General features: G+C 62.9%; 18 protein-coding genes and 3 tRNA genes. 12 read left to right on the top strand and 9 right to left on the bottom strand.

Annotated elements, in window-relative coordinates; genetic code table 11:
- The 12 genes from bioB to VGU61_RS08435 form a co-directional block, all read left to right on the top strand.
- The coding region (bioB, locus tag VGU61_RS08490; protein WP_326858677.1) for a biotin synthase BioB at positions 1–959 on the top strand (959 nt) is incomplete at its 5' end.
- A 246-nt stretch (positions 960–1,205) separates the two neighbouring features.
- Entirely contained in the window at positions 1,206–2,246 is a 1,041-nt protein-coding gene (locus VGU61_RS08485; protein ID WP_326858676.1) for an ABC transporter ATP-binding protein, read from the top strand.
- Complete coding sequence (locus VGU61_RS08480) at positions 2,243–3,295, top strand: ABC transporter ATP-binding protein (RefSeq protein WP_326858675.1); 1,053 nt, start codon at positions 2,243–2,245, stop codon at positions 3,293–3,295. Before VGU61_RS08485 ends, VGU61_RS08480 begins: the two co-directional genes overlap by 4 nt.
- Before the next feature lie 24 nt (positions 3,296–3,319).
- Positions 3,320–4,906 carry an ABC transporter substrate-binding protein gene (locus tag VGU61_RS08475; RefSeq protein WP_326858674.1) on the top strand — a complete coding sequence of 529 codons (1,587 nt, stop codon included), beginning with the start codon at positions 3,320–3,322 and terminating at the stop codon, positions 4,904–4,906.
- A gap of 13 nt (positions 4,907–4,919) precedes the next feature.
- Positions 4,920–5,879 carry an ABC transporter permease gene (locus VGU61_RS08470; RefSeq protein ID WP_326858673.1) on the top strand — a complete coding sequence of 320 codons (960 nt, stop codon included), beginning with the start codon at positions 4,920–4,922 and terminating at the stop codon, positions 5,877–5,879.
- Positions 5,876–6,766 (top strand): ABC transporter permease, encoded by an 891-nt coding sequence (locus VGU61_RS08465; protein ID WP_326858672.1) that lies wholly within the window; start codon positions 5,876–5,878, stop codon positions 6,764–6,766. The genes VGU61_RS08470 and VGU61_RS08465 overlap by 4 nt, the downstream gene beginning before the upstream one ends.
- Positions 6,767–6,794: 28 nt before the next feature.
- Positions 6,795–9,284 carry a CoA transferase gene (locus VGU61_RS08460; RefSeq protein ID WP_326858671.1) on the top strand — a complete coding sequence of 830 codons (2,490 nt, stop codon included), beginning with the start codon at positions 6,795–6,797 and terminating at the stop codon, positions 9,282–9,284.
- Between the two features lie 22 nt (positions 9,285–9,306).
- Positions 9,307–9,528: an acetyl-CoA carboxylase biotin carboxyl carrier protein subunit gene (locus VGU61_RS08455; RefSeq protein ID WP_326858670.1), complete on the top strand. Its 222-nt coding sequence runs from the start codon at positions 9,307–9,309 to the stop codon at positions 9,526–9,528.
- Positions 9,529–9,594: 66 nt separating this feature from the next.
- Positions 9,595–11,145, top strand: coding sequence for an acyl-CoA carboxylase subunit beta (locus VGU61_RS08450; RefSeq protein WP_326858669.1), 1,551 nt, complete (start codon positions 9,595–9,597; stop codon positions 11,143–11,145).
- Positions 11,146–11,220: 75 nt separating this feature from the next.
- Positions 11,221–12,951 carry an AMP-binding protein gene (locus VGU61_RS08445; RefSeq protein ID WP_326858668.1) on the top strand — a complete coding sequence of 577 codons (1,731 nt, stop codon included), beginning with the start codon at positions 11,221–11,223 and terminating at the stop codon, positions 12,949–12,951.
- A 190-nt stretch (positions 12,952–13,141) separates the two neighbouring features.
- The gene (locus VGU61_RS08440; protein ID WP_326858667.1) at positions 13,142–16,456 is read left to right on the top strand and encodes an acetyl-CoA carboxylase family protein; all 3,315 of its coding nucleotides are present in this window, start codon (positions 13,142–13,144) and stop codon (positions 16,454–16,456) included.
- Between the two features lie 119 nt (positions 16,457–16,575).
- Positions 16,576–17,835, top strand: a complete 1,260-nt coding sequence (locus tag VGU61_RS08435; RefSeq protein WP_326858666.1) for an MFS transporter — start codon at positions 16,576–16,578, stop codon at positions 17,833–17,835.
- A gap of 272 nt (positions 17,836–18,107) precedes the next feature.
- Here the strand turns inward: VGU61_RS08435 and VGU61_RS08430 are convergent.
- The 9 genes from VGU61_RS08430 to recO form a co-directional block, all read right to left on the bottom strand.
- Positions 18,108–18,200, bottom strand: a tRNA-Leu gene (locus tag VGU61_RS08430).
- 57 nt (positions 18,201–18,257) lie between these two features.
- A tRNA-Cys gene (locus VGU61_RS08425) sits at positions 18,258–18,331 on the bottom strand.
- 108 nt (positions 18,332–18,439) lie between these two features.
- Positions 18,440–18,515, bottom strand: a tRNA-Gly gene (locus VGU61_RS08420).
- A gap of 78 nt (positions 18,516–18,593) precedes the next feature.
- Positions 18,594–19,178, bottom strand: a complete 585-nt coding sequence (gene pgsA, locus VGU61_RS08415) for a CDP-diacylglycerol--glycerol-3-phosphate 3-phosphatidyltransferase (protein ID WP_326858665.1) — start codon at positions 19,176–19,178, stop codon at positions 18,594–18,596.
- A 135-nt stretch (positions 19,179–19,313) separates the two neighbouring features.
- Positions 19,314–21,170, bottom strand: a complete 1,857-nt coding sequence (gene uvrC, locus VGU61_RS08410) for an excinuclease ABC subunit UvrC (protein WP_326858664.1) — start codon at positions 21,168–21,170, stop codon at positions 19,314–19,316.
- A gap of 15 nt (positions 21,171–21,185) precedes the next feature.
- Positions 21,186–22,196, bottom strand: coding sequence for a beta-N-acetylhexosaminidase (nagZ, locus tag VGU61_RS08405; RefSeq protein WP_326858663.1), 1,011 nt, complete (start codon positions 22,194–22,196; stop codon positions 21,186–21,188).
- A gap of 38 nt (positions 22,197–22,234) precedes the next feature.
- Positions 22,235–22,627, bottom strand: a complete 393-nt coding sequence (gene acpS / locus VGU61_RS08400; RefSeq protein WP_326858662.1) for a holo-ACP synthase — start codon at positions 22,625–22,627, stop codon at positions 22,235–22,237.
- Positions 22,624–23,391, bottom strand: a complete 768-nt coding sequence (pdxJ, locus tag VGU61_RS08395; RefSeq protein ID WP_326858661.1) for a pyridoxine 5'-phosphate synthase — start codon at positions 23,389–23,391, stop codon at positions 22,624–22,626. Before pdxJ ends, acpS begins: the two co-directional genes overlap by 4 nt.
- A gap of 16 nt (positions 23,392–23,407) precedes the next feature.
- A complete protein-coding gene (gene recO / locus VGU61_RS08390) occupies positions 23,408–24,307 on the bottom strand; it encodes a DNA repair protein RecO (RefSeq protein ID WP_414691612.1) in 900 nt (299 codons plus the stop codon).
- Positions 24,308–24,316: the final 9 nt, after the last annotated feature.

Below are 24,316 nucleotides of genomic sequence, written 5' to 3'. Positions count from 1 at the left end.
CCTGGCCGGTGGAGCAAGTGATGGCATTGTTCGACATGCCGTTCAACGATCTGCTGTTTCGTGCCCAGCAGGTGCACCGCCAGCACTTCGACCCGAGCGAGGTGGAACTGGCCACGCTGCTGTCGATCAAGACCGGCGGCTGCCCGGAAGACTGCGGCTATTGCCCGCAGGCAGCGCGCTACGACACCGGCGTCACCGCGCAGAAGATCCTCCCTCTCGACACCGTGCTCGACGCCGCCCGCGCCGCCAGGGCGCACGGCGCCACCCGCTTTTGCATGGGCGCGGCTTGGCGCGAGCCGAAGGACCGCGACCTCGAGCAGGTGGAGGAAATGGTGCGGGAAGTCAAGGCCCTCGGCCTGGAAACCTGCGCCACGCTCGGCATGCTCGGCGAAGGACAGGCGGAGCGGCTCAAGAATGCCGGCCTGGACTACTACAACCACAACCTCGACACCGCGCCGGAATTCTACGAAAACATCATCACCACCCGCGATTACCAGAACCGCCTCGACACGCTGGGGCGGGTGCGCAATGCCGGCATCAAGGTCTGCTGCGGCGGCATCGTCGGCATGGGCGAAACCCGGCTGCAGCGCGCCGGCCTGATCGCCCAGCTGGCCAACATGGACCCGTACCCGGAATCGGTGCCGGTCAACCACCTGGTGCAGGTCAAGGGCACGCCGCTGCACGGGCTGGATCCGCTCGACCCGTTCGAGTTCGTGCGCACGATCGCGGTGGCGCGCATCACCATGCCCAAGGCGCGGGTGCGGCTGTCGGCGGGGCGGCGCGAGCTGGGTGAAGCGGTGCAGGCGTTGTGTTTCCTGGCGGGGGCGAACTCGATTTTCTATGGCGACAAGTTGCTGACGACCGGCAACCCGGATGCCGAGGCGGATGCGGCGCTGCTGGACAAGCTGGGCCTGCATGCGAAGCATGTGACTGAGGAGGCGAGTGCCTCTTGCGGATAAGCATTAAAGAAAAAGCTCCTTCCCCCTTGTAGGGGGAAGGCTGGGATGGGGGTGTGAAGGTTGAACTACTGCATGCGAATGCTCGACCTCATTACCTCCACCTTAACCCTCCCCTGCAAGGGGGAGGGGATCTGACGGCGATTGAAATGACCGTAGTCCCAACCCGCTCACACCAAGGAGCAGAGACATGTTCACCAAAATCCTTAAAACAAACCACTGCGGGATCGCCTGCCCCCTGGTGCACGCATGAACGCGACGACCACCATGACTGCTCCGGAAACGGTTGCAGGCAAAGGCACCGGCGCCCTGCTGACGGTACGCGACCTGACGATCTCCTTTCAGACCGACCACGGCGACGTGCCCGTCACGCGCAACATCGGCTTTTCGGTCGCACCGGGCGAGCGGCTTGGCATCGTCGGCGAAAGCGGCTGCGGCAAAAGCGTTACCGGGCTCGCGCTGCTGCGCCTGTTACCCACTGCCACGTCACGCATCTCGGGCGAGGTAAATTTCGAGGGACGCAATCTGCTGGCATTGCCCGAACGGCAGATGCGGCCGATCCGCGGACGGGAGATCGCGATGATCTTCCAGGAGCCGATGAGCGCCCTCGATCCGGTGTTCACCATCGGCCACCAGATCGCGGAAGCCTACCTGAGCCATTTCCCGGCGAGCCGGGCCGAAGTGAAGGAGCGTGTGATCGACGCGCTCGACCAGGTCGGCATCGCACTCCCGGCGAGGCGCTACGACGAATATCCGCATCAGCTTTCCGGCGGCATGCGGCAGCGCGTGATGATTGCGATGGCCCTCATCTGCCGCCCCAAGCTGCTGATCGCGGATGAACCGACGACCGCGCTCGACGTGACGGTCCAGGCGCAGATCCTGAAACTGCTGCGCGACCTGAGCGAGCGCACCGGGACCGCACTGCTGTTCATCACGCACGATCTTGGCGTCGTCGCCGAGACCTGTACCCGCATGATTACCATGTACGCGGGGGAAGTCGTCGAAGACTCGCCGGTGGATGATGTGCTGGTGCGCCCGCGCCATCCCTATACCTCCGGGCTGTTGTGCTCGCTGCCGCGCCTGACAGAGCGGCGCGGCGTCCTGCCGTCGATCCCAGGCCGCGTGCCGTCGCCTGCGGCGATGCCGTCCGGCTGCCGGTTCCGTTCCCGCTGTCCGCATGCGATCGAGGGCTGCGAAGCCGACCAGCGGATGCTGCCGGTAGAAGGCGGCACCCGGTATGCGCGCTGCTGGCGCACCGAAGAACTTCAACTGCGTGGAGCGGTGCAATGACGAATACGCGAAACCAGGCTGCGCAGGCGCGCCCGCTGCTGGAAGTGAAGGACCTGCATGTGGCATTCCCGGTCGGCCGGCGTGAAACCTTGAAAGCCGTCGACGGCATCAGTTTCGAGGTCCGGCAGGGAGAGACCTTCGGCGTCATCGGCGAATCGGGTTCCGGCAAGACGACGCTCGGGCGGGCACTCGTGTCGCTGCTGGAGCCGACTTCCGGTTCCATCCTGTACGACGGGATCGATGTCAGCAGCCTGTCGAAAAAGGAACTGCGCCGGCAGCGGCGCGACTACCAGATCATTTTCCAGGACCCGAACGCCGCGCTGAACCCGCGCATGACGATTCTCGACAGCGTGATGGAACCGCTGGAAATCAGCGGCACCGGAAACAGGAGCAGCAATGAGGCCGAGGCGCTGCGCGTGCTGTCGCGCGTGGGCCTGCCGCCGGACATCGCAAACCGGTTTCCGCACCAGCTTTCGGGCGGCCAGAAACAGCGGGTGAACATTGCGCGCGCGCTGGTGGTGCGTCCGCGCATGATCGTCTGCGACGAGGTGGTGGCGGCGCTCGACGTTTCCATACGCGGCGATGTCCTGAACCTGTTTGCCGAGTTGCAGCGGGAATTCGGACTGACCTATGTCTTCATCACGCACGACCTGTCGGTGGTGTCGCATATCAGCGACCGTATCGGCGTGGCCTATCTCGGGCGCTTCATGGAAATGGGTCCGGCCGAGGCGGTGACGGAACGGCCGCTTCATCCCTATACCGAAGCCCTGCTGTCGGCCGAGCCGGTTCCGCTTCCATCATTCATGCGCTCCGACCGCCGGATCACATTGCAGGGAGAGATACCGAGCCCGATCTCGCCGCCGTCGGGCTGCAGGTTCCGTACGCGCTGCCGCTACGCACAACCGCGTTGCGCCGAGGAAGTGCCGCAATGGCGGGAACTCAATGCCGGCCACTGGGTAGCCTGTCATTTCGCCCGCCCGGACGGCCCGCCCACCGTGCAGGGCACCCTGAACGATCAGACCGAAGTTGAAAGCACCACCGCAATCTAAACCAAATACCACGAGGAGACAGCCATGCCAGACAAAAATGACCATATCGACACCTTCCGCCCCCTGTCCGCTTTCACGAGGAGGGACTTCCTGTCCGCCAGCCTGACGGCTGCGGCGCTGGCGGGCATGCCCGGCGGCTTCGCGCTGGCGCAAGGCGCGCCGAAGCGCGGCGGCAACATCAAGATCGTGGCTCCCGCGAATCCATCCAGTCTCGATCCCGCCACCGGCGGCGCCGGCTCGGATCACTCGATCCTGTGGACGATGTACGACACGCTGGTGAACTGGGACAACAAGACGCTCAAGCCGGTGCCCGGCATGGCCGAATGGTCGTCGCCGGACCTCAATACGCTGGTACTGAAGCTGCGCAGCGACAAGATCGTGTTCCATGACGGCACGCCGCTGGATGCGGAGGCCGTCAAGTTCAACCTGGACCGCAGCCGGTCCGATGCACGCTCCAATGTGAAGGCCGATCTCGTCAATATCGCTTCCGTCGAGGTCGTCAATCCGACCGAGGTGCGCATCAAGCTTGCCCAGCCGGACGCCGCGCTGCCGGCCATCCTGTCCGACCGTGCCGGCATGATGGTGTCGCCAAAGGCGGTCAAGGAACAGGGCGCGGAAACCGATCGCAAGCCGGTGGGTGCCGGGCCCTGGAAATTCGTCAGCTGGACGGACAACGACAGGATCGTCCTGGTCCGCCATGACAAGTACTGGCAACCGAACCTGCCGCACCTGGACGGCATCGAGTTCGTGATCATTCCCGACCAGGGCACCGGCCTGCGTTCCGTCACATCGGGCCAGAACCAGATGATCTTCAATCTGTCGTCGCGCTACAAGCCGCTGGTGGATCGCGCGAAGAATCTGGCCGTGTCGGTCTCTCCGACGTTGTATTGCCACCAGATTTACTTCAACTACAGCCGTGCGCCGCTCAACGATGTCCGCGTGCGCCAGGCGATCAACTTCGCGGTCGACCGCAAGGCGTTTCTGCAGGCCACGCTCAGCGGCGTCGGCGAGGAGGCGCACATGCTGCTGCCGGCCTCCCACTGGGCCTATGACAAGGGCGTGGCGGCGCTGTACCGGTACGACCCGGACCGCGCGCGCAAGCTGCTGGCGGAAGCGGGCGTCGGCAACGGCCTGGAGATCTCGTTCGGCGGCTACAACGACCAGGATTCCATCCGCCGCGCCGAAGTCCTGATGGAGATGCTGAGCAAGGTCGGCATCCGCGCCAGGTTCACGAACGGCACGATCGCGGAGATTTCGGCCCAGTTCTTCGGCAATGAAAAGAAATTCGATGCGCTGGTGTCCGCATGGACAGGACGCCCCGACCCGAGCATGACCTACTCGCTCGGTTTCGGCAAAGGTGCCTACTACAACGCCGGGCGCTCCGAGGCCAGCGCCGAACTGACCACGCTGCTGCAGCACAGCCGGATCAAGGAAGACATCGAATTCCGGCGCCAGGTCTTCGCGAAGATACAGCGCATCGTGATGGAACAGGCGCTGGTCGCGCCGCTTGCATTCCGGTATGACGTGACGGCATCGACCGCGCAGACCAAGGGCTACCAGCCCAATCTGCTGGGCAAGCCGAAGTTCAACGATATCTGGCTCGCCAGCTAAGAAGGCTCTCGTTATGTCGACCCGACAACACCAATGGGGATTTCTCTGGCGCCGGCTCCTGCAGGCCGCACCGGTGATCGTCTTTGCCACGTTCATCGTGTTCTCGCTGCTGAAAATCGTGCCGGGAGATGTCGCGGTAACGCTTGCCGGCGAGAATGCCACCGAGCAGCGCATTGCCGAAATCCGGCAGCTCTACGGCCTGGACCGGCCTTTCCTCGTGCAATACGGCAGTTGGTTGTGGAAGGCCCTGCACGGCGACCTGTCGATGTCGTTGCTGTCGAGCGAACCAGTGCTGACCTCGATTGCCCGAAGCCTGCCCAACACCTTGCTGATCGTGTCCATCGCCCTGCTGCTGGCGCTGGTGATCGGCATACCGCTGGGCATCGTCGCCGCGCGGCATCCGGGCTCGCTGGTCGACAAGGTGCTGATGAGCATCGCATCGCTCGGCGTCGCGGTGCCGAACTTCTGGCTGGCGATGATCCTGGTGTCGCTGTTTGCACTGGAACGCAACTGGTTTCCTGCCACCGGGGCCGTTCCGCTGGCTGTCGACCCGTGGCAGGCGATCCGCCATGCGCTGCTGCCGGCCATCGCGCTGGCTTCCGGCGGCGTGTCGGAAGTCGCGCGCCAGCTGCGCAGCTCGCTGGCCGACATCCTGTCGTCGCAGCAGGTGCGCACGCTGCACGCGAAAGGCGTGCCTCCCTTCACGATCCTGTGGAAGCATGGATTGAAGAATGTGAGCGTCAACCTGCTGACGGTGATTGCGCTGCTTGCCAACCGCCTGCTCGCCGCCACCGTCGTCGTGGAGGCGGTGTTCGCCGTGCCCGGCATGGGCAGCCTGATCGTGCACGCGGCCGTGCACAGGGATTTCCCGGTGGTCCAGGGTGTCGTGTTCGTCATGGTGCTGATCGTCATTGCAATCAATCTGACCACCGACGCGCTGTATCGCATTGTTGATCCGAGGGTAAGAACATGAGCGCCGAAGCAACCGCAATCAAGCCGCAGCAGCAGCCACAACAGCAGCAGCGGTCCTCAAGGTCGATCAGATTCTGGCGGCTGGATACCGCGGCCACCGTGAGCCTGCTGTTCCTGGTGCTGGTGACGGCCCTGTCGGTGGCGGCGCCCTTGATCGCGCCCTACTCTCCCACCGAACAGGACATCGTCAATTCGCTTGCCCAGCCTTCCGCCGAGCACTGGCTGGGCACCGATGACCTGGGGCGGGATGTGCTGAGCCGCCTGATCCATGGGGCGGCGGCATCGCTGTTTTCCAGCTTTCTCGCTGTCGCCGTGGCGATCGTCCTCGGGGTGCCGATCGGCCTGCTCGCCGGCTTCCTGGGCGGATGGACCGATGACGTCATCAGCCGCGGCATCGATACGCTCTTGTCCTTTCCCGCCATCGTGCTGGCGATTGCAGTGACCGGCGCACTCGGCATCGGGTTGATCAACGGCATGATCGCCGTCGGCATCGTGTTCTCGCCGCAGCTTGCAAGGCTGGTGCGTGCCCGCACGCTCGTCGTGCGGCAGGAGCTGTACGTGGATGCTGCAAGGTGTTTCGGCGCATCGACGGGGCGCATTCTCTGGCGGCACGTTCTGCCCAACACCGTGCAGCCGGTAATCGTTCAGGTCACCCTGCTGCTGGCCGGCGCGCTCCTTGCCGAAGCCAGCCTAAGCTTCCTCGGACTGGGCATCCAGCCGCCCCATGCCAGCTGGGGAGCGATGCTGGCGCGCGCCTACCAAAACATGGAACTGGCGCCCGAACAGATGTATCCGCCCGGCCTGGCGATCCTGTTCACCGCCCTGGCGTTCAACACGCTGGGCGAATCGCTGCGCGTGGCGCTCGATCCGACGATGAAGCATCGGTAAGCGCGACCGGAATCACTTTGGAGTCGACTTGAACGGTAAGCAAACAATTGATGCCCGTGCGCCGCAGGATGCGGCGGCGCTGCCTTTCCAGGGAATCCGGGTGCTGGAAATCGGGACCGGCACCGGTGTCGCCTACTGCGGCAAGATATTCGCCGATTTCGGTGCGGAGGTAATCAAGGTCGAAGCGCCGGGCGGCGACCCGGTGCGCCACTGGCCGCCGCTGGTCGACACCGGCGGCGGGCGGCACGAAAGCGCCTACTTTGCCTGGCTGAACACGAACAAGCGAAGTGTTGTCGCCGACCTGCACACCGACGCCGGAATGCGCACCGTCGGCGAACTCCTGTCATCCGCCGATGTCCTGCTCGACGCACGTGCATTGGATACGCAGGGTCAGGCGCAGAACCCCGCACTCACCGCAGGCAAGCCGCCACACCTCGTCGAGGTTGTCTTCACCTGGTTCGGCGAGTCAGGGCCGTATATCGGCCATGTCGCCACCGACGCGGTCTGCCGGGCGCTGGCCGGCACCATCCACAGCGCCGGCCCGGTGGAAGGGCCTCCCCTGATCCCGCACGATACCCAATCCGGCATCGTCGCCGGGCTGGCCGCGTTCGGCAATGCCGCCGCGGGGCTCCTGGGACGCGCGCAGGGTGGACGGCGTTATGTACTGAGTATCCATGAGGCGCTGCTGCACCTGGTGGAGATCGATATCGGCCTGGCCCTGGACGGGCGGCACCAGTCCCGATCCGGCATCAACCGGTTCGGCAACCAGTATCCGGCGTCGATCTATCGGGCCAGTGACGGCTGGATCGGCATCTTTACCGTCACGGCGGCGCAGTGGAAAGGGTTATGCACGGTCATCGGCAAGCCGGAACTTGCGCAGGATCCCCGCTACCTGACCGGCCCGGACCGCCTCGCCCGTGCCGACGAGGTGGATGCCATCCTGAACCCGGTTTTTGTCACCCGCACCGCGCAGGAATGGTTTGCGCTGTGTGCGGAGCAACGCCTGCCGGCCGTGGTGGTGCCGACGATGGAACAGCTTCTGACTCAGGCGGTACACCGCGAACGCGGCGCGTTCATTCCGGTTGCCATCGGGCAGGCCCATTTCGAAGCACCCATCCTGCCGCAGCGCCTGGGCGTTGCCGGCCCGCTGCGCGGCGGCCGGGCGCCATTGCTCGGCGAGCACAACAGCCTGTACGAAGAAAAACAGGGCGCCGCTGCGCCGCAGTCCGCCGATCCACAGACCTCCCCATCCGGCCGCCTGCCGCTGGAAGGCATCCGCATCATCGACCTGACGATGGGCTGGGCCGGACCGTTCGCCACCCGCAACCTCGCCGACCTCGGCGCGGAAGTCGTCAAGGTGGAAAGCACCGCCTATCCGGACTGGTGGCGCGGCACCAATTATTCGGACGAATTTTATCGGGACTGCCTGTACGAAAAGAATGCGTATTTCAACCTGATGAACCGGAACAAGCTTGGCATCACGCTCGACCTGACCAGTGCCGAGGGTGTGCGCCTGCTGAAGGAGCTCGTCGCCGGCGCGGATGCGTTCATCGAAAATTATTCCGCCGAGGTGTTGCCCAAGCTCGGGCTGGACTACGCCGCCCTGTCGCAGGTAAATCCGCGTCTCGTGATGCTGTCGATGCCGGCCTTCGGCTCGAACAATGCCTGGAGCAATACCCGCGCCTATGGCGGCACGCTGGAACAGGCGTCCGGCCTGCCGACGGTCACCGGTCGGGAGCACTGGCCACCGACGATGACCTCCTATGCCTACGGCGATCCGATTGGCGGCTACAACGCCTTCACGGCGCTCCTGATCGGGCTTGCCGCGCAGCGGAAGAGCGGCCGCGGCGCTTTCATCGACTTATCCCAGGTCGAGGGAATGCTGTCGCTCGTCGCCCCGTTCATCATCGAACAGTCGGCCCACGGAAAAGTCGGACCGCGCATAGGGAACCGGCATCCCGTCTTCGTACCGCACGGTTGTTTCGCCTGTCGGGGCAACGACGACTGGATCGTGATCGCCGTGACAAGCGATGCGCAGTGGGTGTCGTTATGCCGGGCGATGGGTCGCGATAACCTTGCCGACGATCGGACGCTGGCCACGGCCGCAGGCCGCCGGCAGCAGGAAGACGCCATCGAGACCGCCATCACCGGCTGGACCAGCATACGCAGTGCCGACGAAGCCATGGCCGCCTTGCAAGCGCATCAGGTGCCGTCAGGCGTGGCGCGCTCCATTCCGGACCTGTTCCGGGACCCTCATCTGCAGCAACGCGGCTTCTGGCAACGCATCGAGCGGCCCTTTGTCGGCCACTACCTGTCCGGCAGCAGCTACTACCGGGAACAGGGACAACCCGCGCCGGTACGGCTGCATGCGCCCACGCTTGGACAGCATAACGCGGCGGTACTGAAAGACATCCTGGGCGTCACGCCGGCGCAATTCGATGCCCTGTCCGCGGCAGGCGTCATCGGCACCACGGCGGTTTCCCGTACGCCCAAATCACGCGGCCCGACACAACACTAATTACACCGAAAAGGAGATTGGAATGCCCACAGTACAAATCGAGGCGGAGGTCAGCGGCATCGTATGCAAGGTGGTCGCGTCGGCAGGACAAGCCGTTGCCTTCGACGACACCATCGTGGTCATCGAATCGATGAAGATGGAAATACCGGTCGGCGCGCCGAGCGGCGGGCAACTGGTTGCTGTGACGGTTGCGGAAGGCGACACGGTGACCGAGGGCCAGGTCATCGCCACCCTCGAGACCTGATGGTCGGCGGCACGGCACCGGGCCGCCGAGGGGCGGCGGACATACTAACGAATCATTGGGGACGACATGAGCTGGCAGCCTGAAATCGATGAATTGCGCAAACGCGAGAATATGGCCCGCGAAATGGGCGGCGCGGAGAAAGTGGCGAAGCACCGCTCCCATGGCAAGCTGACGGTGCGTGACCGGATCGCCACCCTGCTCGACCCCGGCACTTTCCATGAATCGGGCATGCTTGCAGGAAAGGCAGAATACGAAAACGGCTCACTCAAGGGCTTCGTCGCGGCCAACTTCGTCTACGGCACCGGCAGGATCGACAAGCGCAAGGTGGTGGTGGGCGGGGATGACTTCACCATCCGTGGCGGGGCCGCGGATGCCAGCATCAAGGGCAAGCAGATCCATGCGGAACAGATGGCCAACAGCCTGCGCCTGCCGATCGTGCGGCTGGTCGACGGCACCGGGGGCGGCGGCAGCGTCAAGATCCTCGAGCGGACCGGCGCGACCTACGTGCCGGCCAATCCGGCGTGGAACTACGTGGTCGACAACCTGAGCGTGGTGCCGGTGGTTGCCGCCTGCATGGGCTCGGTCGCCGGGCTCGGTGCGGCCAGGGTCGTCACCTCCCACTTCTCGGTGATGATCGAACCGACCGCGCAGTTGTTCACCGCCGGACCGCCGGTGGTGAAATTCGCCACCGGCGAGAACCTGACGAAGGAAGACCTCGGCGGCGCGAAGATTCACCGCAAGAGCGGCGTGGTCGATGCGGTAGTGGCCAGCGAACAGGATGCATTCGTCTGCATCCGCCGCTTTCTGTCGTACCTGCCGTCGAACGTGTACCAGGTGCCACCCGTCTCGCCCGCCGACGATCCGGTCGACCGGAAGGAGGAGTCCCTCCTCAGCGCCGTCCCGCGCAACCGCCGGCAACCGGTACGCATACGCCCCATTCTGTCGGCGATCTTCGACCGCGATTCGGTGTTTGAACTGGCGCGCTACGGCGGCCCGATCGTCACCGCCCTCGCGCGGCTGGACGGCCATCCGGTTGGCGTGATCGCATCCGATCCCTATGTCGGCGGCGGGGTTCTGACCGTGGAAGCGGCTGATGCGATGATCCGGATGGTAGACCTCTGCCAGACCTTCCACCTGCCGATGGTCGTTCTGACCGATCAGCCAGGCATTGCCGTCGGTACGGTAGCCGAGCGCCGGGCGACGATCCGCTATGCGGCACGCGCGGTTGCGGCGGTGTATCAGGCCACGGTGCCGTCGGCCGAAATTATCATCAGGCGATGCTTCGGCGTCGGCGGCGCCGGCATGACCAACCGGCACAGCTACGTGCAGCGTTACGCATGGCCTTCCGGCGACTGGGGCTCACTGCCAATCGAAGGCGGCCTGGAAGCGGCATACCGCAGCGAGCTCGAAGCCAGTGACGATCCGCAGGCGCTGCTGGAAGAGATCCGCGGCCGGCTGGAAGCGGTCCGCTCGCCGTTCCGCACGGCCGAGGGATTCGGCGTCGAGGAGATCATCGATCCACGGGAAACGCGGCCGCTACTGTGTGAATGGGTACGCGACGCCTATGCGCTGCTGCCGTCCCAGCTCGGCAGGCCGTCGCATGGCACGCGCCCGTGAAGGCGGGCCGTGACCATGCGTCCTGTTCATCTGCGGGCAGGCATATCGAACACACTATTTGAGGAGACCTCCGTCATGGAGTTGAATGAAGCTGCTTACCTTGACATGATCGGCGATTTGCAGAAGCGCAACTGGCCGGCGAGCGTGCCGGCCGAACCTCGCTATCCACATGGCGAGATCGCCATCAGCGAGTACCTGCGCGCATGGGCGGCTGCCCAGCCGGACAAGCCTGCCATCGTGTTCTACGGAACGACCATCAGCTTCGCGGAACTGGATGCGCTCAGCGACCGCTTCGCCGCCCTGCTGTCGACCCATGGCGTCCAAAGTGGCGACCGCGTTGCCGTGATGCTGCCGAACTGCCCGCAGTTCCATATCGTTTTCTACGGCATCCTGAAGCTCGGCGCGATTCACGTTCCGGTCAATCCGCTGTTCAAGGACCAGGAGTTGCTGTACGAACTCAACGACGCCGGTGCGCGGATCATCGTGGCGCAGGACCAGCTCGTTCCCATGGTACTGAATGTCCGACAGAGAACGCCGGTGCTGACGGTCATGTCGACCAGCTTTGCCGACATGCTGCCGGAGTCCCCGACACTGCCGGTTCCCGGAAGCGTCCTGGCCGCCAAGGTGACGTACGGCGGCACCATCGATCTGATGCAGGCGCTGCACGAATGCACGGCGCCGGTGCCGCAGGTGCGCCCGGACCTGGATGCGCCAGCGGCGCTGAATTACACCGGCGGCACCACCGGCATGCCGAAAGGCTGCGTCCATACCCAGCGCGACATGATCTATACCGCCGCGACCACCTGCACGATCGCCGAATTCCAGCCGGACGACATCGTGCTCAACTTCATGTCGCTGTTCTGGATCGCGGGCGAGAACGCCGGCCTGATCTTTCCTGTCTTCAGCGGCAATACCCTCATCCTGCTGGCGCGCTGGGACCCGGTCGGCGTGATGGCAGCGGTCGAAAAGTATGCAGTGACGCGCCTTGGCCTGCTGGTCGACAATGCCATCGAGATCCTCGAGCATCCCGATGCGGGCAGGTACTCGATGCGCTCGCTGCGCGCGACGCGGGCATCGTCCTTCGTCAAGAAAATGAATCCGTCGGTACGGCGGCAGTGGCTGGCATTGACCGGGACCACCATCGCGGAAGCCGCCTGGGGCATGTCGGAAACCCATACCTGCGACACCTTCACCCGCGGGTTCCAGGGCGATGACCAGGATCTGAAAGGACAGCCGGTGTTCGTCGGCCTGCCTGTGCCCGGCACACGGATCAAGATCTGCGACTTCGAAACCGGTGCGCTCAAACCCGTCGGCGAGGAAGGCGAGATCGTCGTGAAGACCCCTTCCCTGCTGAAATCCTACTGGAACAAGCCGGAAGCGACCGCGCAGTCGATGCGGGACGGCTGGTTCGCCACCGGCGACATCGGCGTCTACGATGAACAGGGTTGCCTGCATTTCCTCGGGCGCCGCAAGGAGATGCTGAAGGTCAAGGGCATGAGTGTTTTCCCGACCGAACTCGAAGCGCTGCTGGGCCAGCATCCGGCTGTTCTGGGTTCCGGCGTTATCGGCATGGACGATCCGGACAAGGGACAGGTGCCGGTGGCATTCGTGCAGATCAACCCGAACGCCGGAATCACGGAGGAAGGCCTGGCGCAGTGGTGCCGGGAAAACATGGCGACCTACAAGGTGCCGCTGATCCGGTTCGTCGACCAGCTGCCGATGACGGCGACCGGCAAGGTGAAGAAATTCGAACTGGCCGACCTGCTGAACGCTTCCGGACTCACTACCGCCGGCGATACGCACTAGCGCTCATTTCATCAAAGACTTGTCGTCCCCGTGAAGACGGGGACTCAGGGATGCGTCACCTGCCTCGTCGTCATAGCCAGCGCATTCCTGGAATCCCGCCCCAGCCTGCCAAGCGAGCCTGCCCGAGGCCGGTTGCTCTCTTTGCCTTAGGGGCCGCAGCCAAAATCGCACCAATAAAAAGGAGTCACGTTTGAAAAAAATCTTGATTGCGAACCGTGGAGAGATCGCACTGCGCGTGCAGCGCGCCGCACACGACCTCGGCATCGAAACGGTCGCCGTATATGCCCGGGATGATGACCAGGCACGCCATCGCCTGCTGGCCGATGAAGCGCTGCCGCTCGACGGCATCGGGCCGGCCGCTTACATCGACATTGCCGCCATTCTCGCGGCGGCGAAGTCCTGCAAGGCGGATGCCATTCATCCCGGGTATGGATTCCTGAGCGAACGCGCCGATTTCGCGCAGGCATGCGCCGAGGCCGGCATTGTCTTTATCGGACCGTCGCCCGAGCATCTCGCGCTGTTCGGCGACAAGGGGCGCGCCCTTGCGGTCGCGACCGAATGCAGGATACCGGTCATGCCGGCCACCCGGGGCGATGCCACACTCGAACAGGTGACCAGCTTCTTCGACGCGCAGGGCGAGACCGGTATCGTCATCAAGGCGGTGGGCGGCGGCGGCGGCCGCGGCATGCGCATCGTCCGCACGCGCGACGGGCTGGAAGAGGCCTATGCCCGCTGCCGGTCGGAAGCCAGGTCTGCATTTGGACTGGATGCGGTGTATGCCGAACGGCTGGTCGAACGCGCCCGGCACATCGAAGTCCAGATCGCCGGCGACGGCACCCAGGTGATCGACCTTGGCGAACGCGACTGCACGCTGCAACGACGCTTTCAAAAGCTGATCGAAATCGCACCCAGCCCGGTATTGGCGCAGGGGCTGCGCGAACAGATCCTCGACGCGGCGCGCACACTGGCCCGCAGCGTGAACTATCGCAGCCTGGGCACCTTCGAGTTCCTGGTGGAGGAATCGGACAACGGCAGCCAGCGCGGTTTTGTTTTCATTGAAGCCAATCCGCGCCTGCAGGTCGAGCATACCGTCACCGAGCAGGTCACCGGCGTCGACCTCGTTGCGCTGCAGATTGGCCTGGCATCGGGCCGCACCCTGAAAGCCTGTGGCCTGGACCCTGCCGCCCCGCCGGCGCCCAGGGGTTACTCGATCCAGGCAAGAATCAACGCGGAGCTCACCGATGCGCATGGACTGGCGCGTCCCGCAGTCGGCACGCTTGCACGCTTCGATCCACCGTCCGGTCCCGACGTGCGGGTGGACACCCATGGCTACAGCGGTTACGCGCCGCCGCCGAGTTACGACACCCTGCTGGCCAAGCTGATCGTCACGTCCGCAGGTGAGCGTTTCGCCGATGCGGTGCGCCGGCTGAAGCGTGCGCTGGCCGAGTTCCGCATCGACGGCATCCCGACGAACCTGCCTTTGTTGCGCGCGCTCGTGGCACGCGACGATTTCAGCGTACAGGCCGTGCACACACGCCACTTCGAATCCATACTGCCGGACCTTCAGGCGGCGGCAGACCGGATCGCCGAGCGGGATGCTGCGCGCCTGCGGCATGCCGGACTGGCAAGTGCGCCGGCAGCGGCTCCCGCCCCTGCGGCAGTCAGCGACGAGCGGGCCGGTGAAGGACTGATCGGCATTCATGCGCCAATGCCGGGCATGCTCATCGAATTGCCGGTCAAGGCGGGCGATACCGTTCGGCAGGGACAGACCGTTGCCGTGATCGAAGCAATGAAAATGCAGCATGCGGTCACCGCGGCGTGCGCGGGCCAGGTGGTCGAAGTCCGGCTGCAGACAGGTGTGCATGCGCGCGAGAATCAGCTCCTGCTCGTCGTCGAACCCGGCGATGCAGCCGGCGACATTGCAAGCCGAACCGAAGCGCTCGATCCGCGCCGGATCCGTGGAGACCTGCAACGGGTCATCGATCGCCATGCCTACCTGTACGATGCGGCGCGGCCGGATGCTGTCGCGAAACGGCATGCGCGGGGTCAGCGGACTGCACGCGAAAACGTGGACGATCTCTGCGATCCCGGCTCCTTCATTGAATACGGCGCGCTGGCGGTCGCAGCGCAGGCAAGCAGGCGCACGCAGGAAGACCTGATCGCCAATACGCCCGCAGATGGCCTCATCACCGGCATAGGCGGCATCAATGGCGCCGACTTCCCCGCCGAGCGCTCCCGCTGCGCGGTGCTCGCCTATGACGCCACGGTCCTGGCCGGCACGCAGGGCAAGCGCAACCACATGAAAACCGACCGCATCCTCAGCGTGGCGCTCAAGGACCGACTGCCGACCGTGCTGTTCGCGGAAGGTGGCGGCGGCAGGCCCGGCGACGTGGATTTCCCCACGGTGGCCGGACTGTTCCAGCCGTCCTTCGCCGCCTTTGCCGAGCTGAACGGCGAAGTCCCGGTCATCGGAATCGTGTCCGGGCGGTGCTTCGCTGGCAATGCCGCCTTTCTCGGCTGCTGCGATGTCATCATCGCCACCCGTGACGCCAACATCGGCATGGCAGGTCCGGCGATGATCGAAGGCGGTGGACTGGGCGTCTTCCGGCCCGAAGACATCGGCCCGGCGTCGGTGCAGTTCGCCAATGGCGTGGTGGACATGCTGGTGGAAAACGAGGCGGCCGCGGTGCGCGCTGCCAAGCATTATCTTTCCATGTTTCAGGGACCGACCGCGACATGGGAAGCGCCCGATCCCCTGCTGTTGCGCGGCGTCGTGCCGGAGAACCGCCTGCGCGTCTACGACAGCCGCGCTGCCATTGCCGGCATCGCCGATGTCGGCAGCGTACTCGAGTTGCGTGCCGGCTTCGGCATCGGCATCCACACGATGCTGGCAAGAATCGAGGGTCGTCCGGTCGGCATCATCGCCAACAATCCCGGTCATCTCGGCGGCGCAATCGACGCCGACGCGGCCGACAAGACTGCACGCTTCATGCAACTGTGCGACGCCCACAATCTGCCGATCGTGTCGCTGATCGATTCGCCCGGATTCATGGTCGGGCCGGAAGTCGAAGCGCGGGCACAGGTGAGGCATGTCAGCCGGATGTTCGTGCTCGGCGCAAAACTCCGGGTGCCGCTGCTGGCGGTGGTGCTGCGCAAGGGATATGGGCTTGGCGCGATGGCGATGGCGGGCGGCGGATTTCGCGCGCCGACCTTCACCGCATCGTGGCCGAGCGGCGAATTCGGCGGCATGGGCCTGGAAGGCGCGGTTCGTCTCGGTTTCAGGAAGGAACTCGAAGCGGTTCCGGAAGGGCCCGAGCGGGATGCGCTCTATGGGAAGCTGGTGGCGCAGATGTATGAACGGGGCCACGCCATCAGCGCCGCCGCCGGGCTGGAGGTCGACGCCGTCATCGATCCCGCGCAAACCCGCCAGTGGCTGGTGACAGGACTGGCTGCTGGCGCCTCGAGAACGCATCTTCCGCGCAGGAGTTATGTTGACACATGGTAAGTGCATGTTTCGCGGGATGCCAACGGCGTCCTGCGACAACTGGCACAATGGTTACCGGCACGGTACATCGCAATGTCCGCACCGGATAACCGAAGCACGACTGAAACAGGGAAGCGATCATGGCTGAACAAAGTACACCCCGCTGGTACTTCGGATGGAACATCGTGGCAGCCGCGACCTTGCTGACGCTGCTCACCGTCGGCATGCGGATGGGCATCGGTCCCTTCTTTCTTCCGATGGCCGAAGACCTTGGATTCAGCCGCAGCCTGCTGGCGAGCATCGTCGCCGTGGGCATGCTCTGCTACGGCCTGGCGATGCCCCTGGCCGGTTACCTCGTCAGCCGCTTCGGCACGCGCTTCGTCATCCTGCTCGGGACCGCCATCGTGGCGGCATCCATTGTATGGACCGTGACCGCCCGCAGCTCCGTCAGCTTCCTGCTTGCTTTCGGCGTGTTCCTGTCAATCGGCATGGCATTTACCAGTCCGGTCGCCCTTACCCCGGTCATCAGCCGATGGTTCACGCGCCGTCGCGGCATGGCGATTTTCTTCCTGTCGACCGGCTCGATGGCAGGCATTGCCGTGATGACGCCTTTGCTTACTGTCGCCATCGAATACGCAGGATGGCAGGCCACCCTGGTAGGCTTCGGCATCGCCCTGACAGCACTCGCGATTCCGTCGGCCCTCTTTGTTATCCGCGACACCGCCCCATTGCACACCGACCTGCTGCCCGATCAGATCGCGGCGCCTGCACAGGCAGGGCCGGTGCACGCCAGCCTGACATTCAGGGAAGCAGTGCGCACCGGCCCGTTCTGGAAGGTTTTTCTCGGATTGTTCGCCTGCGGCTTCAGCATGAATCTCCTGGGCACGCACGGCATGCCGATGCTGATGGACCATGGCTTCGATGCAACGACCGGCTCCCTCGGCATCGGCCTGATCGGCATGGTGGCCATCGGCGGGACGCTGGTCCTCGGTCGCCTGTCGGACACGCTGCCGCGGAGGAACCTGCTCGCTACCATTTATTTCGTCCGCGGCCTGGGCTTCTTCGCCCTGCTGCTCGTCGGAACGCATTGGGAACTGTACGCCGCCGCAACGATCGGCGGCATCGTCTGGGCGGGAAGCATCGCGTTGTCGTCGGCCATCCTCGCCGATGTGTATGGCGTGAAGCTGGTGGGCATCCTGTACGGCTGCGCCTATCTTGGCCACCAGATCGGCGGCATGATCAGTTCATGGCTTGGTGGCTGGGGCTATGAAGCCTACGGCACCCACTGGATCGCCTTCGGTTCGGCCGGTGCGGTCCTGCTGATGGCGGCCGGCATATCGCTGCGATTGCCGCGCAAGGGGTTCATGCTGACCTCGCCGACGCTGGCAATGCAGCGCTGATCACCTTCGCGAATCCACCATGGCACGGATCGGAAGGGCGAGTTAACAGCCTTCTGACATCGTACGGTGTGCCGTTGAGAAGTACGGCAGTTCGAAAGCATGGAATACGGATTCGTATGCCGCACCGGTTTATGTTTTCGGTGCGCGCGAGAGCATTCATACAGACAAGCACAAAGACGCCACATGACGATTGACTTGGCGGCAGCAGCCACGGCATTCACTGCCACACGAGACATTGCTGTGACGCTGGAGGATTTTGACTAGTCTTGCTTTGGTGCCCGAGACCGGAATCGAACCGGTACGCCCCCTCTCGGGTAAGCGGCGGATTTTAAGTCCGCTGTGTCTACCAATTTCACCACTCGGGCGGCTCGCGCTGTAGATAGCGCGGATATGAAAAAAGCGCACTGGGCGCTTTTTAAAGATGGAGGCGGGGGTCGGGATCGAACCGGCGTAGACGGCTTTGCAGGCCGCTGCATAACCACTTTGCTACCCCGCCACGGGACGTATTGTAATCACAAAATCAGAACTGTGCTGCTCGTGCGATATTTCAATCCGACCGGTAAAACGCAGCAATAAAAAAAGGAAGCTTGCTAGCTCCCTATCGTGGAGCGGGAGAAGAGTCTCGAACTCTCGACCTCAACCTTGGCAAGGTTGCGCTCTACCAACTGAGCTACTCCCGCATCAACGACAGACGCACATTATAGAGATCTGTCCTGCTTTGTCAACCCTCGGGCTTGATTGACGGCAAACTTGGTCGCTTACTTTAACTGCCCTTCCCTCTCCTTGATGAGCGGCCAAGCTCTACGGAGGTAATACAGCATGGACCATACCGTCAGGACCGCCGCGACGGCCATCAGCCATGTGCCCCAGTAGCGCATGTCGATGACGCCAAAGAGTGTTCCATCATAGAGCAGCATCGGGATAGCCACCATCTGGGCCGTCGTCTTGATCTTGCCAAGGGAACTGACCGCCACCGATTTCGATGCGCCGATCTGGGCCATCCATTCGCGCAAGGCGGAGATCGTAATTTCCCGGCCGACGATGATGAAGGCAAACATGGCATTGAGCTGCTTGAATTCGACCAGCACCAGCAAGGCACCAGCCACCATCAGCTTGTCGGCCACCGGATCGAGGAAGGCGCCGAAGGCGGAGGTTTCATTCCAGCGCCGTGCAAGAAAGCCATCGAACCAATCCGTCATCGCGGCGATGATGAAGACCGCGGTCGAGGCAACGCCTTTGCCGAACGGAGACAGCCATGCGTCCGGCAGATAGAAAACGCCCACCACCAGGGGAATCAGCGCAACGCGCAGCCAGGTGAGGAGGATCGGGATGTTGAGTGGCATAAATTTGCTTGATAAGGCGAGCTAGGCCCGATTATCGCGTGCAATTTGCCTTTAGTGCAATTATTCGCTTGGCGAATGATATGAATACAAAAATAGACGCCGATTCAACCGGAAAATTGAAGCGCACTACCTCGATCAATGAAGTTGACGATAGATTTCCTCTGCCAACTGGCGCGATATTCCTTCCACGGTACAGAGTTCTTCCACGCTGGCATTTGAAACGCCCCGCAGGCCGCCGAAGCGCGCCAGCAATTTCTGACGCCGCTTGGCACCGATACCTTCGATTTCTTCCAGGCGAGACGTCTGCCGCGCTTTTGCCCGCTTGGCGCGCATACCGGTGATGGCGAAACGGTGAGCCTCATCGCGGATCTGCGCAATCAGCATTAATGCTGCGGACTCCTTGCCCAGTTCACGCGGCGGCCGCTCGTCAGCGAAAATCAACGTTTCCAGACCGACCTTGCGGTTTTCTCCCTTGGCGACGCCGACGATCAAGCCGATATCCAGTCCGAGTTCGCTGAACACCTGGCGCGCCATTTCGACCTGCCCTTTACCGCCGTCGATCAACACAATATCGGGCATGACACCATCACCATTCGCCACTTTTTCATAGCGGCGCATCAGCACTTGCCGCATTGCGCCGTAGTCATCGCCTGGCGTAACGCCGGTGATGTTATAGCGGCGGTATTCACCGTTCTGCATTGCATGGTGATGGAACACGACGCAGGAGGCCTGCGTGGCTTCTCCTTGCGTATGACTGATATCGAAGCACTCCACCCGCAGGGTCTCGATATCCTCAATATCGATGCCCAGCATGTCGACCAGTGCGCGCGTGCGGGCCTGCTGGGACCCCTGCTCCGACAATAACCGGGCCAACGCGATCTCGGCACCTTTTTGCGCCATGTCCAGCCATTGGCGACGCTGCTCCTGGGGCTGGAATACGAGATTGATTCGATGCCCGCACTGCTCGGCAAGGGCCATGATCAGTGCCGGTTCGTCGAACTCGACATTGAGGATGAGCGTGCCGGGAATGAATTTATCGATGTAGTGCTGCGCCAGGAATGCCTTTAGCACTTCGACGTCGGCAGAATTGTCGGTGGTCGCCAGCGCGCTGTCGACATGGGCCGGGAAATACGCCCGGTCGCCGAGGTGCCGTCCACCGCGCACCATCGCCAGATTGACGCAAGCACGGCCGCCCTGGACGAGCACCGCAATGATGTCGATATCGGCGTCGCCGACCACTTCCATGCTCTGCTGGTGCAGCACGCGTGACAATGCCGTGATCTGGTTACGTACCGCTGCGGCCTGCTCGAATTTGAGCTCTTCCGCGAGTGCATGCATCTTCGCTTCCAGCTCCTGCATGATCTCCTTCTGGCGACCGCGAAGGAATTTCGCCGCATTCTCCACATCCCGCGCATAGTCCTCCGGGCTGATGGCATTGACACAAGGCGCGCTGCAGCGGTTGATCTGCTTCAGCAGGCATGGGCGCGTGCGGTTGGAGAAGACCGTGTCTTCGCACGTCCGCAGCTGAAATACCTTCTGCAGGATCTGCATCGATTCCTTTACTGCCCAGGCACTGGGGAAAGGCCCGAAATACTGGTTCTTCTTGTCGACCGCGCCGCGGTAATAAGCCATGCGCGGCACGTCCTGTCCCGTGATTTTGAGATAGGGATAAGACTTGTCGTCGCGAAACAGGATGTTGTAACGCGGCTGAAGGGTCTTGATAAGATTGTTTTCAAGCAGCAGGGCCTCCGCCTCACTGCGGGTGACGGTGGTTTCCAGCCGCGCGATCCGCTCCACCATCATCGCGGTACGCGGGCTGCTCAATGTCTTTTGGAAATAACTTGAAACCCTTTTCTTGAGGTCACGCGCCTTGCCGACGTACAGGAGATTGTTTTCCGCGTCGAAATAGCGGTAAACACCTGGCAAGTGCGGTAGTTTGGCGACTGTCTCCAGTACCGCCGCGCGCGGATCCAGAGCCTCGTTTTCAGACATTGTGGAAATCCTGAATCAATCCAACATAGTTTGAGCCGTCTTTTTGGCGGCACGATAACGCGCGTCCTGTTGTAACGCATCCCAGTCAGGCGCAGTCCCCTGCGGCACCAGCGAAGCGATCCGCGCTGCGGATGCCTTTGTCGCCGGACCGGACTTCACCTTCAATCCGTCGAGCAACTGATCGGCTTTGTCCGGTGAATTGCAGATCAGGACCATGTCACAGCCTGCCGACAGCGCCGCATTGGCCCCGTCGATCACGGTGCCGGCGACACTTGCGCCTTCCATGCTCAGGTCGTCACTGAAGATCACGCCTTCGAACCCCATGTCGCGACGCAGGATCGACAGCCACTTTTTAGAGAACCCGGCTGGATGCTTGTCTACTTTCGGATAAATCACATGCGCCGGCATCACGCCGGCCAGTCCCATGCCGAGCCAGCCGTAAGGCGCCGCATCTTCCACCAGAATTTCCTTCAGGCCACGTTCATCGATCGGGATATCGATATGCGAGTCTGCCTTCACGAATCCGTGCCCCGGAAAATGCTTGCCGCAATTCGCCATGCCTGCCAGTGCAAGACCGTGGTTCAGGCTTTTCGCCAGCATGCTGACCACACGCGCATCGCGGTGAAATGCCCTGTCGCCGATCACACCGGACTCGCCGTAGTCGAGATCCAGAACCGGGGTAAAGGACAGGTCGACCCCACAGGCACGCAGTTCGGCGGCCAGCACATAGCCGACGTCGGTGGCGGCCCGGGTCGATTCCAGCACATCACGGTCCCACAGTTCGCCGAGCTTGCGCATCGCAGGCAACTTCGTAAACCCGTCGGTCTTGAAGCGCTGCACCCTGCCGCCCTCATGATCGACTGCGATCAGTACGCCGGGGCGAACCTCATGGATTGCTTCGGTCAGTTCGGTCAGCTGCTGCCGGTTCTTGTAGTTGCGTGCGAACAGGATGACGCCGCCGGTCAGGGGATGGCGGATGCGGCGGATGTCGTCGTCGTTCAATTCGATTCCGACCACGTCTAGCATCACGGGCCCCAATTCTGGGCGGTCTGTCGTTGTTACCTTCATTTTTTCTCCACGATGACGAACGCGACCGCATAATCAGCCTCATCGGTGATCGATACCTGTGCGGTCAGGCCGTTCTGTTCCATAAATTCTTTCAAGGCACCGGCCGTTACCGCGACGGGCTTGCCGCCGGGGGCATTGAGTGTCTGCATGGCCCGCCAGGTCATCGGCATGCGCATGCCAAGACCGAGCGCCTTCGAAAACGCTTCCTTCGCCGCGAAACGCGTTGCAAGGAAGCGGATTCCCCGGGCCTCCACCTTGAGTTTGCGGCTCCGGTATTTTTCCAGTTCTTCGGGTCCGAGTATTTTTTCTGCAAAGCGTTCGCCGTTGCGGGCAAGTGCGGCTTCGATACGGGATATCTGGATGATGTCGGTGCCGATACCGTAAATCATTTTTTGTGCACGCCCAGCCGTGCCGCGACCATGATGGCCTTCATTTCCCGCACTGCGTTTTGCCAGCCGATGAAAACTGCCTGGGCTACGATTGCATGTCCAATGTTCAGTTCGGCGATTTCGGGAATTGCGGCGATCGGCTGCACGTTGGTGTAATGCAAGCCATGTCCTGCATTGACCTTTAGTCCGTATTTCAATCCTTCCAGCACCCCGGCATGTACCCGTTCCAGTTCCCGCTGCTGTTCGGCTTCGTCGTGCGCATCGGCATAGCGGCCGGTGTGGATTTCGATGACCGGCGCGCCGGCTTCGGCAGCGGCCTTGATCTGCTCCGGATGGGCGTCGATGAACAGGCTTGCGCGGATACCGGCCAGCTGCAGTTGCCTGAGGGCGGCTTTGACTTGCGCAAAATTCGTAACCACATCCAGACCGCCTTCGGTCGTAACCTCGTCCCTGCGCTCGGGCACCAGGCACACGTCTTCCGGTCGGATCCGGCACGCGAAGTCGATCATCTCGTTGGTGATCGCCGCTTCCAGGTTCATCCGGGTACGCAGCTGCGGCCGGATCGTTTCGACATCGGCATCCTTGATGTGCCGACGATCTTCGCGCATATGCAGCGTGATGCAATCGGCGCCCGCCTCTTCGGCAAGCAACGCCGCCTGCACTGGATCCGGGTAAGTCGTCCCGCGCGCATTGCGCAGGGTCGCAACGTGATCGATATTGACGCCCAGATCGATCACCGGGCTGTTCGGATGAAGTAGGCTCATGGCGAAGGGAATGAATTTATAACTGCATCAAATCTATCAGAATCTGCCGGGTATTGAGCGGCATTCCGCCCAAATGATGCGCCAACAGGAAACGCATCAGAAATTTGCTCTGTGTCTGGGTGACAGCGTCCGAGTAATCTTCCTGCTCCATGTCGAGCAGGGTCTTGCCAGAGATGCGGGGCGCGGTATCGGCGGGCATGGCGGGCCGGGGACCGCGCTCCGGATCGAAGACATAAATGCGATCGGATTGCACCGTGGTGCCGGTTCTGCCGCAAACGGTGAAGTTGGCGGCGACGCCTGTCTCCTTTAACAGCGCCCGCTCGAATTTGCGCAGAACGATGGGTACGGGCTCGTCGTGGGCCAATTGATTCAATGTGGAGACATAGTGATCGAACAGCGCCGGATGGGCGTCGTCCCGGGCCAGCAGCTTCACCAGCAGCTCATTCAGGTAGAAGCCGGACAGCAAGGCGGATTTTTCCAGCGGCGGCAGGCCGCCAACCCATTCCGCATGCGTCAATGTGCGAACTTCGGATTTTCCGCTCCAGCCGATCGATAGCGGCTGAAAGGTTTGCAGTACGCCGCGCAGCTTTGAATGCGGCCGCTTCGCTCCTTTGGCGATCAGCGCGACACGGCCATAGTCTCGCGTGAGGACATCGGCGATGAGACTGGTTTCCTTGTACGGATAGCTATGCAGAACGAAGCCGGGCTGATGGGCAACGCGATATTCGCGTTCCGGCTGGCGCGCACTTCTCGGCTGCCGCACAGGCGGTGCTGGCGCATCATTGCGCTCATTGGTGTCAGGCGCGGAATGCACCGGGTTCCGGTCCATGTCAGAAGGCGGCACCTGTCCGGCATTTCCGAGCGGCGATGCCGGCGCATCCGATGTTTGAGTCATACCGGCGCTGTTCATGTTCAATTGAGGAGC

The sequence above is a fragment of the Noviherbaspirillum sp. genome (assembly GCF_035944575.1).
Taxonomy (GTDB): domain Bacteria; phylum Pseudomonadota; class Gammaproteobacteria; order Burkholderiales; family Burkholderiaceae_D; genus Noviherbaspirillum.
Note: the sequence above shows the minus strand (reverse complement) of the source record. Positions and strands in the feature narration are given on the sequence as shown.

Bases quoted from the DNA above. Each gene is read 5' to 3' on its own strand.
- VGU61_RS08470 (WP_326858673.1), top strand. From the start codon at position 4,920: ATGTCGACCCGACAACACCAATGGGGATTTCTCTGGCGCCGGCTCCTG.
- acpS (WP_326858662.1), bottom strand. From the start codon at position 22,627: ATGATTTACGGTATCGGCACCGACATCATCCAGATATCCCGTATCGAA.
- VGU61_RS08455 (WP_326858670.1), top strand. From the start codon at position 9,307: ATGCCCACAGTACAAATCGAGGCGGAGGTCAGCGGCATCGTATGCAAG.
- VGU61_RS08465 (WP_326858672.1), top strand. From the start codon at position 5,876: ATGAGCGCCGAAGCAACCGCAATCAAGCCGCAGCAGCAGCCACAACAG.
- VGU61_RS08435 (WP_326858666.1), top strand. From the start codon at position 16,576: ATGGCTGAACAAAGTACACCCCGCTGGTACTTCGGATGGAACATCGTG.
- pgsA (WP_326858665.1), bottom strand. From the start codon at position 19,178: ATGCCACTCAACATCCCGATCCTCCTCACCTGGCTGCGCGTTGCGCTG.
- VGU61_RS08445 (WP_326858668.1), top strand. From the start codon at position 11,221: ATGGAGTTGAATGAAGCTGCTTACCTTGACATGATCGGCGATTTGCAG.
- uvrC (WP_326858664.1), bottom strand. From the start codon at position 21,170: ATGTCTGAAAACGAGGCTCTGGATCCGCGCGCGGCGGTACTGGAGACA.
- VGU61_RS08475 (WP_326858674.1), top strand. From the start codon at position 3,320: ATGCCAGACAAAAATGACCATATCGACACCTTCCGCCCCCTGTCCGCT.
- nagZ (WP_326858663.1), bottom strand. From the start codon at position 22,196: ATGCTAGACGTGGTCGGAATCGAATTGAACGACGACGACATCCGCCGC.
- VGU61_RS08485 (WP_326858676.1), top strand. From the start codon at position 1,206: ATGAACGCGACGACCACCATGACTGCTCCGGAAACGGTTGCAGGCAAA.
- VGU61_RS08450 (WP_326858669.1), top strand. From the start codon at position 9,595: ATGAGCTGGCAGCCTGAAATCGATGAATTGCGCAAACGCGAGAATATG.
- pdxJ (WP_326858661.1), bottom strand. From the start codon at position 23,391: ATGAGCCTACTTCATCCGAACAGCCCGGTGATCGATCTGGGCGTCAAT.
- VGU61_RS08480 (WP_326858675.1), top strand. From the start codon at position 2,243: ATGACGAATACGCGAAACCAGGCTGCGCAGGCGCGCCCGCTGCTGGAA.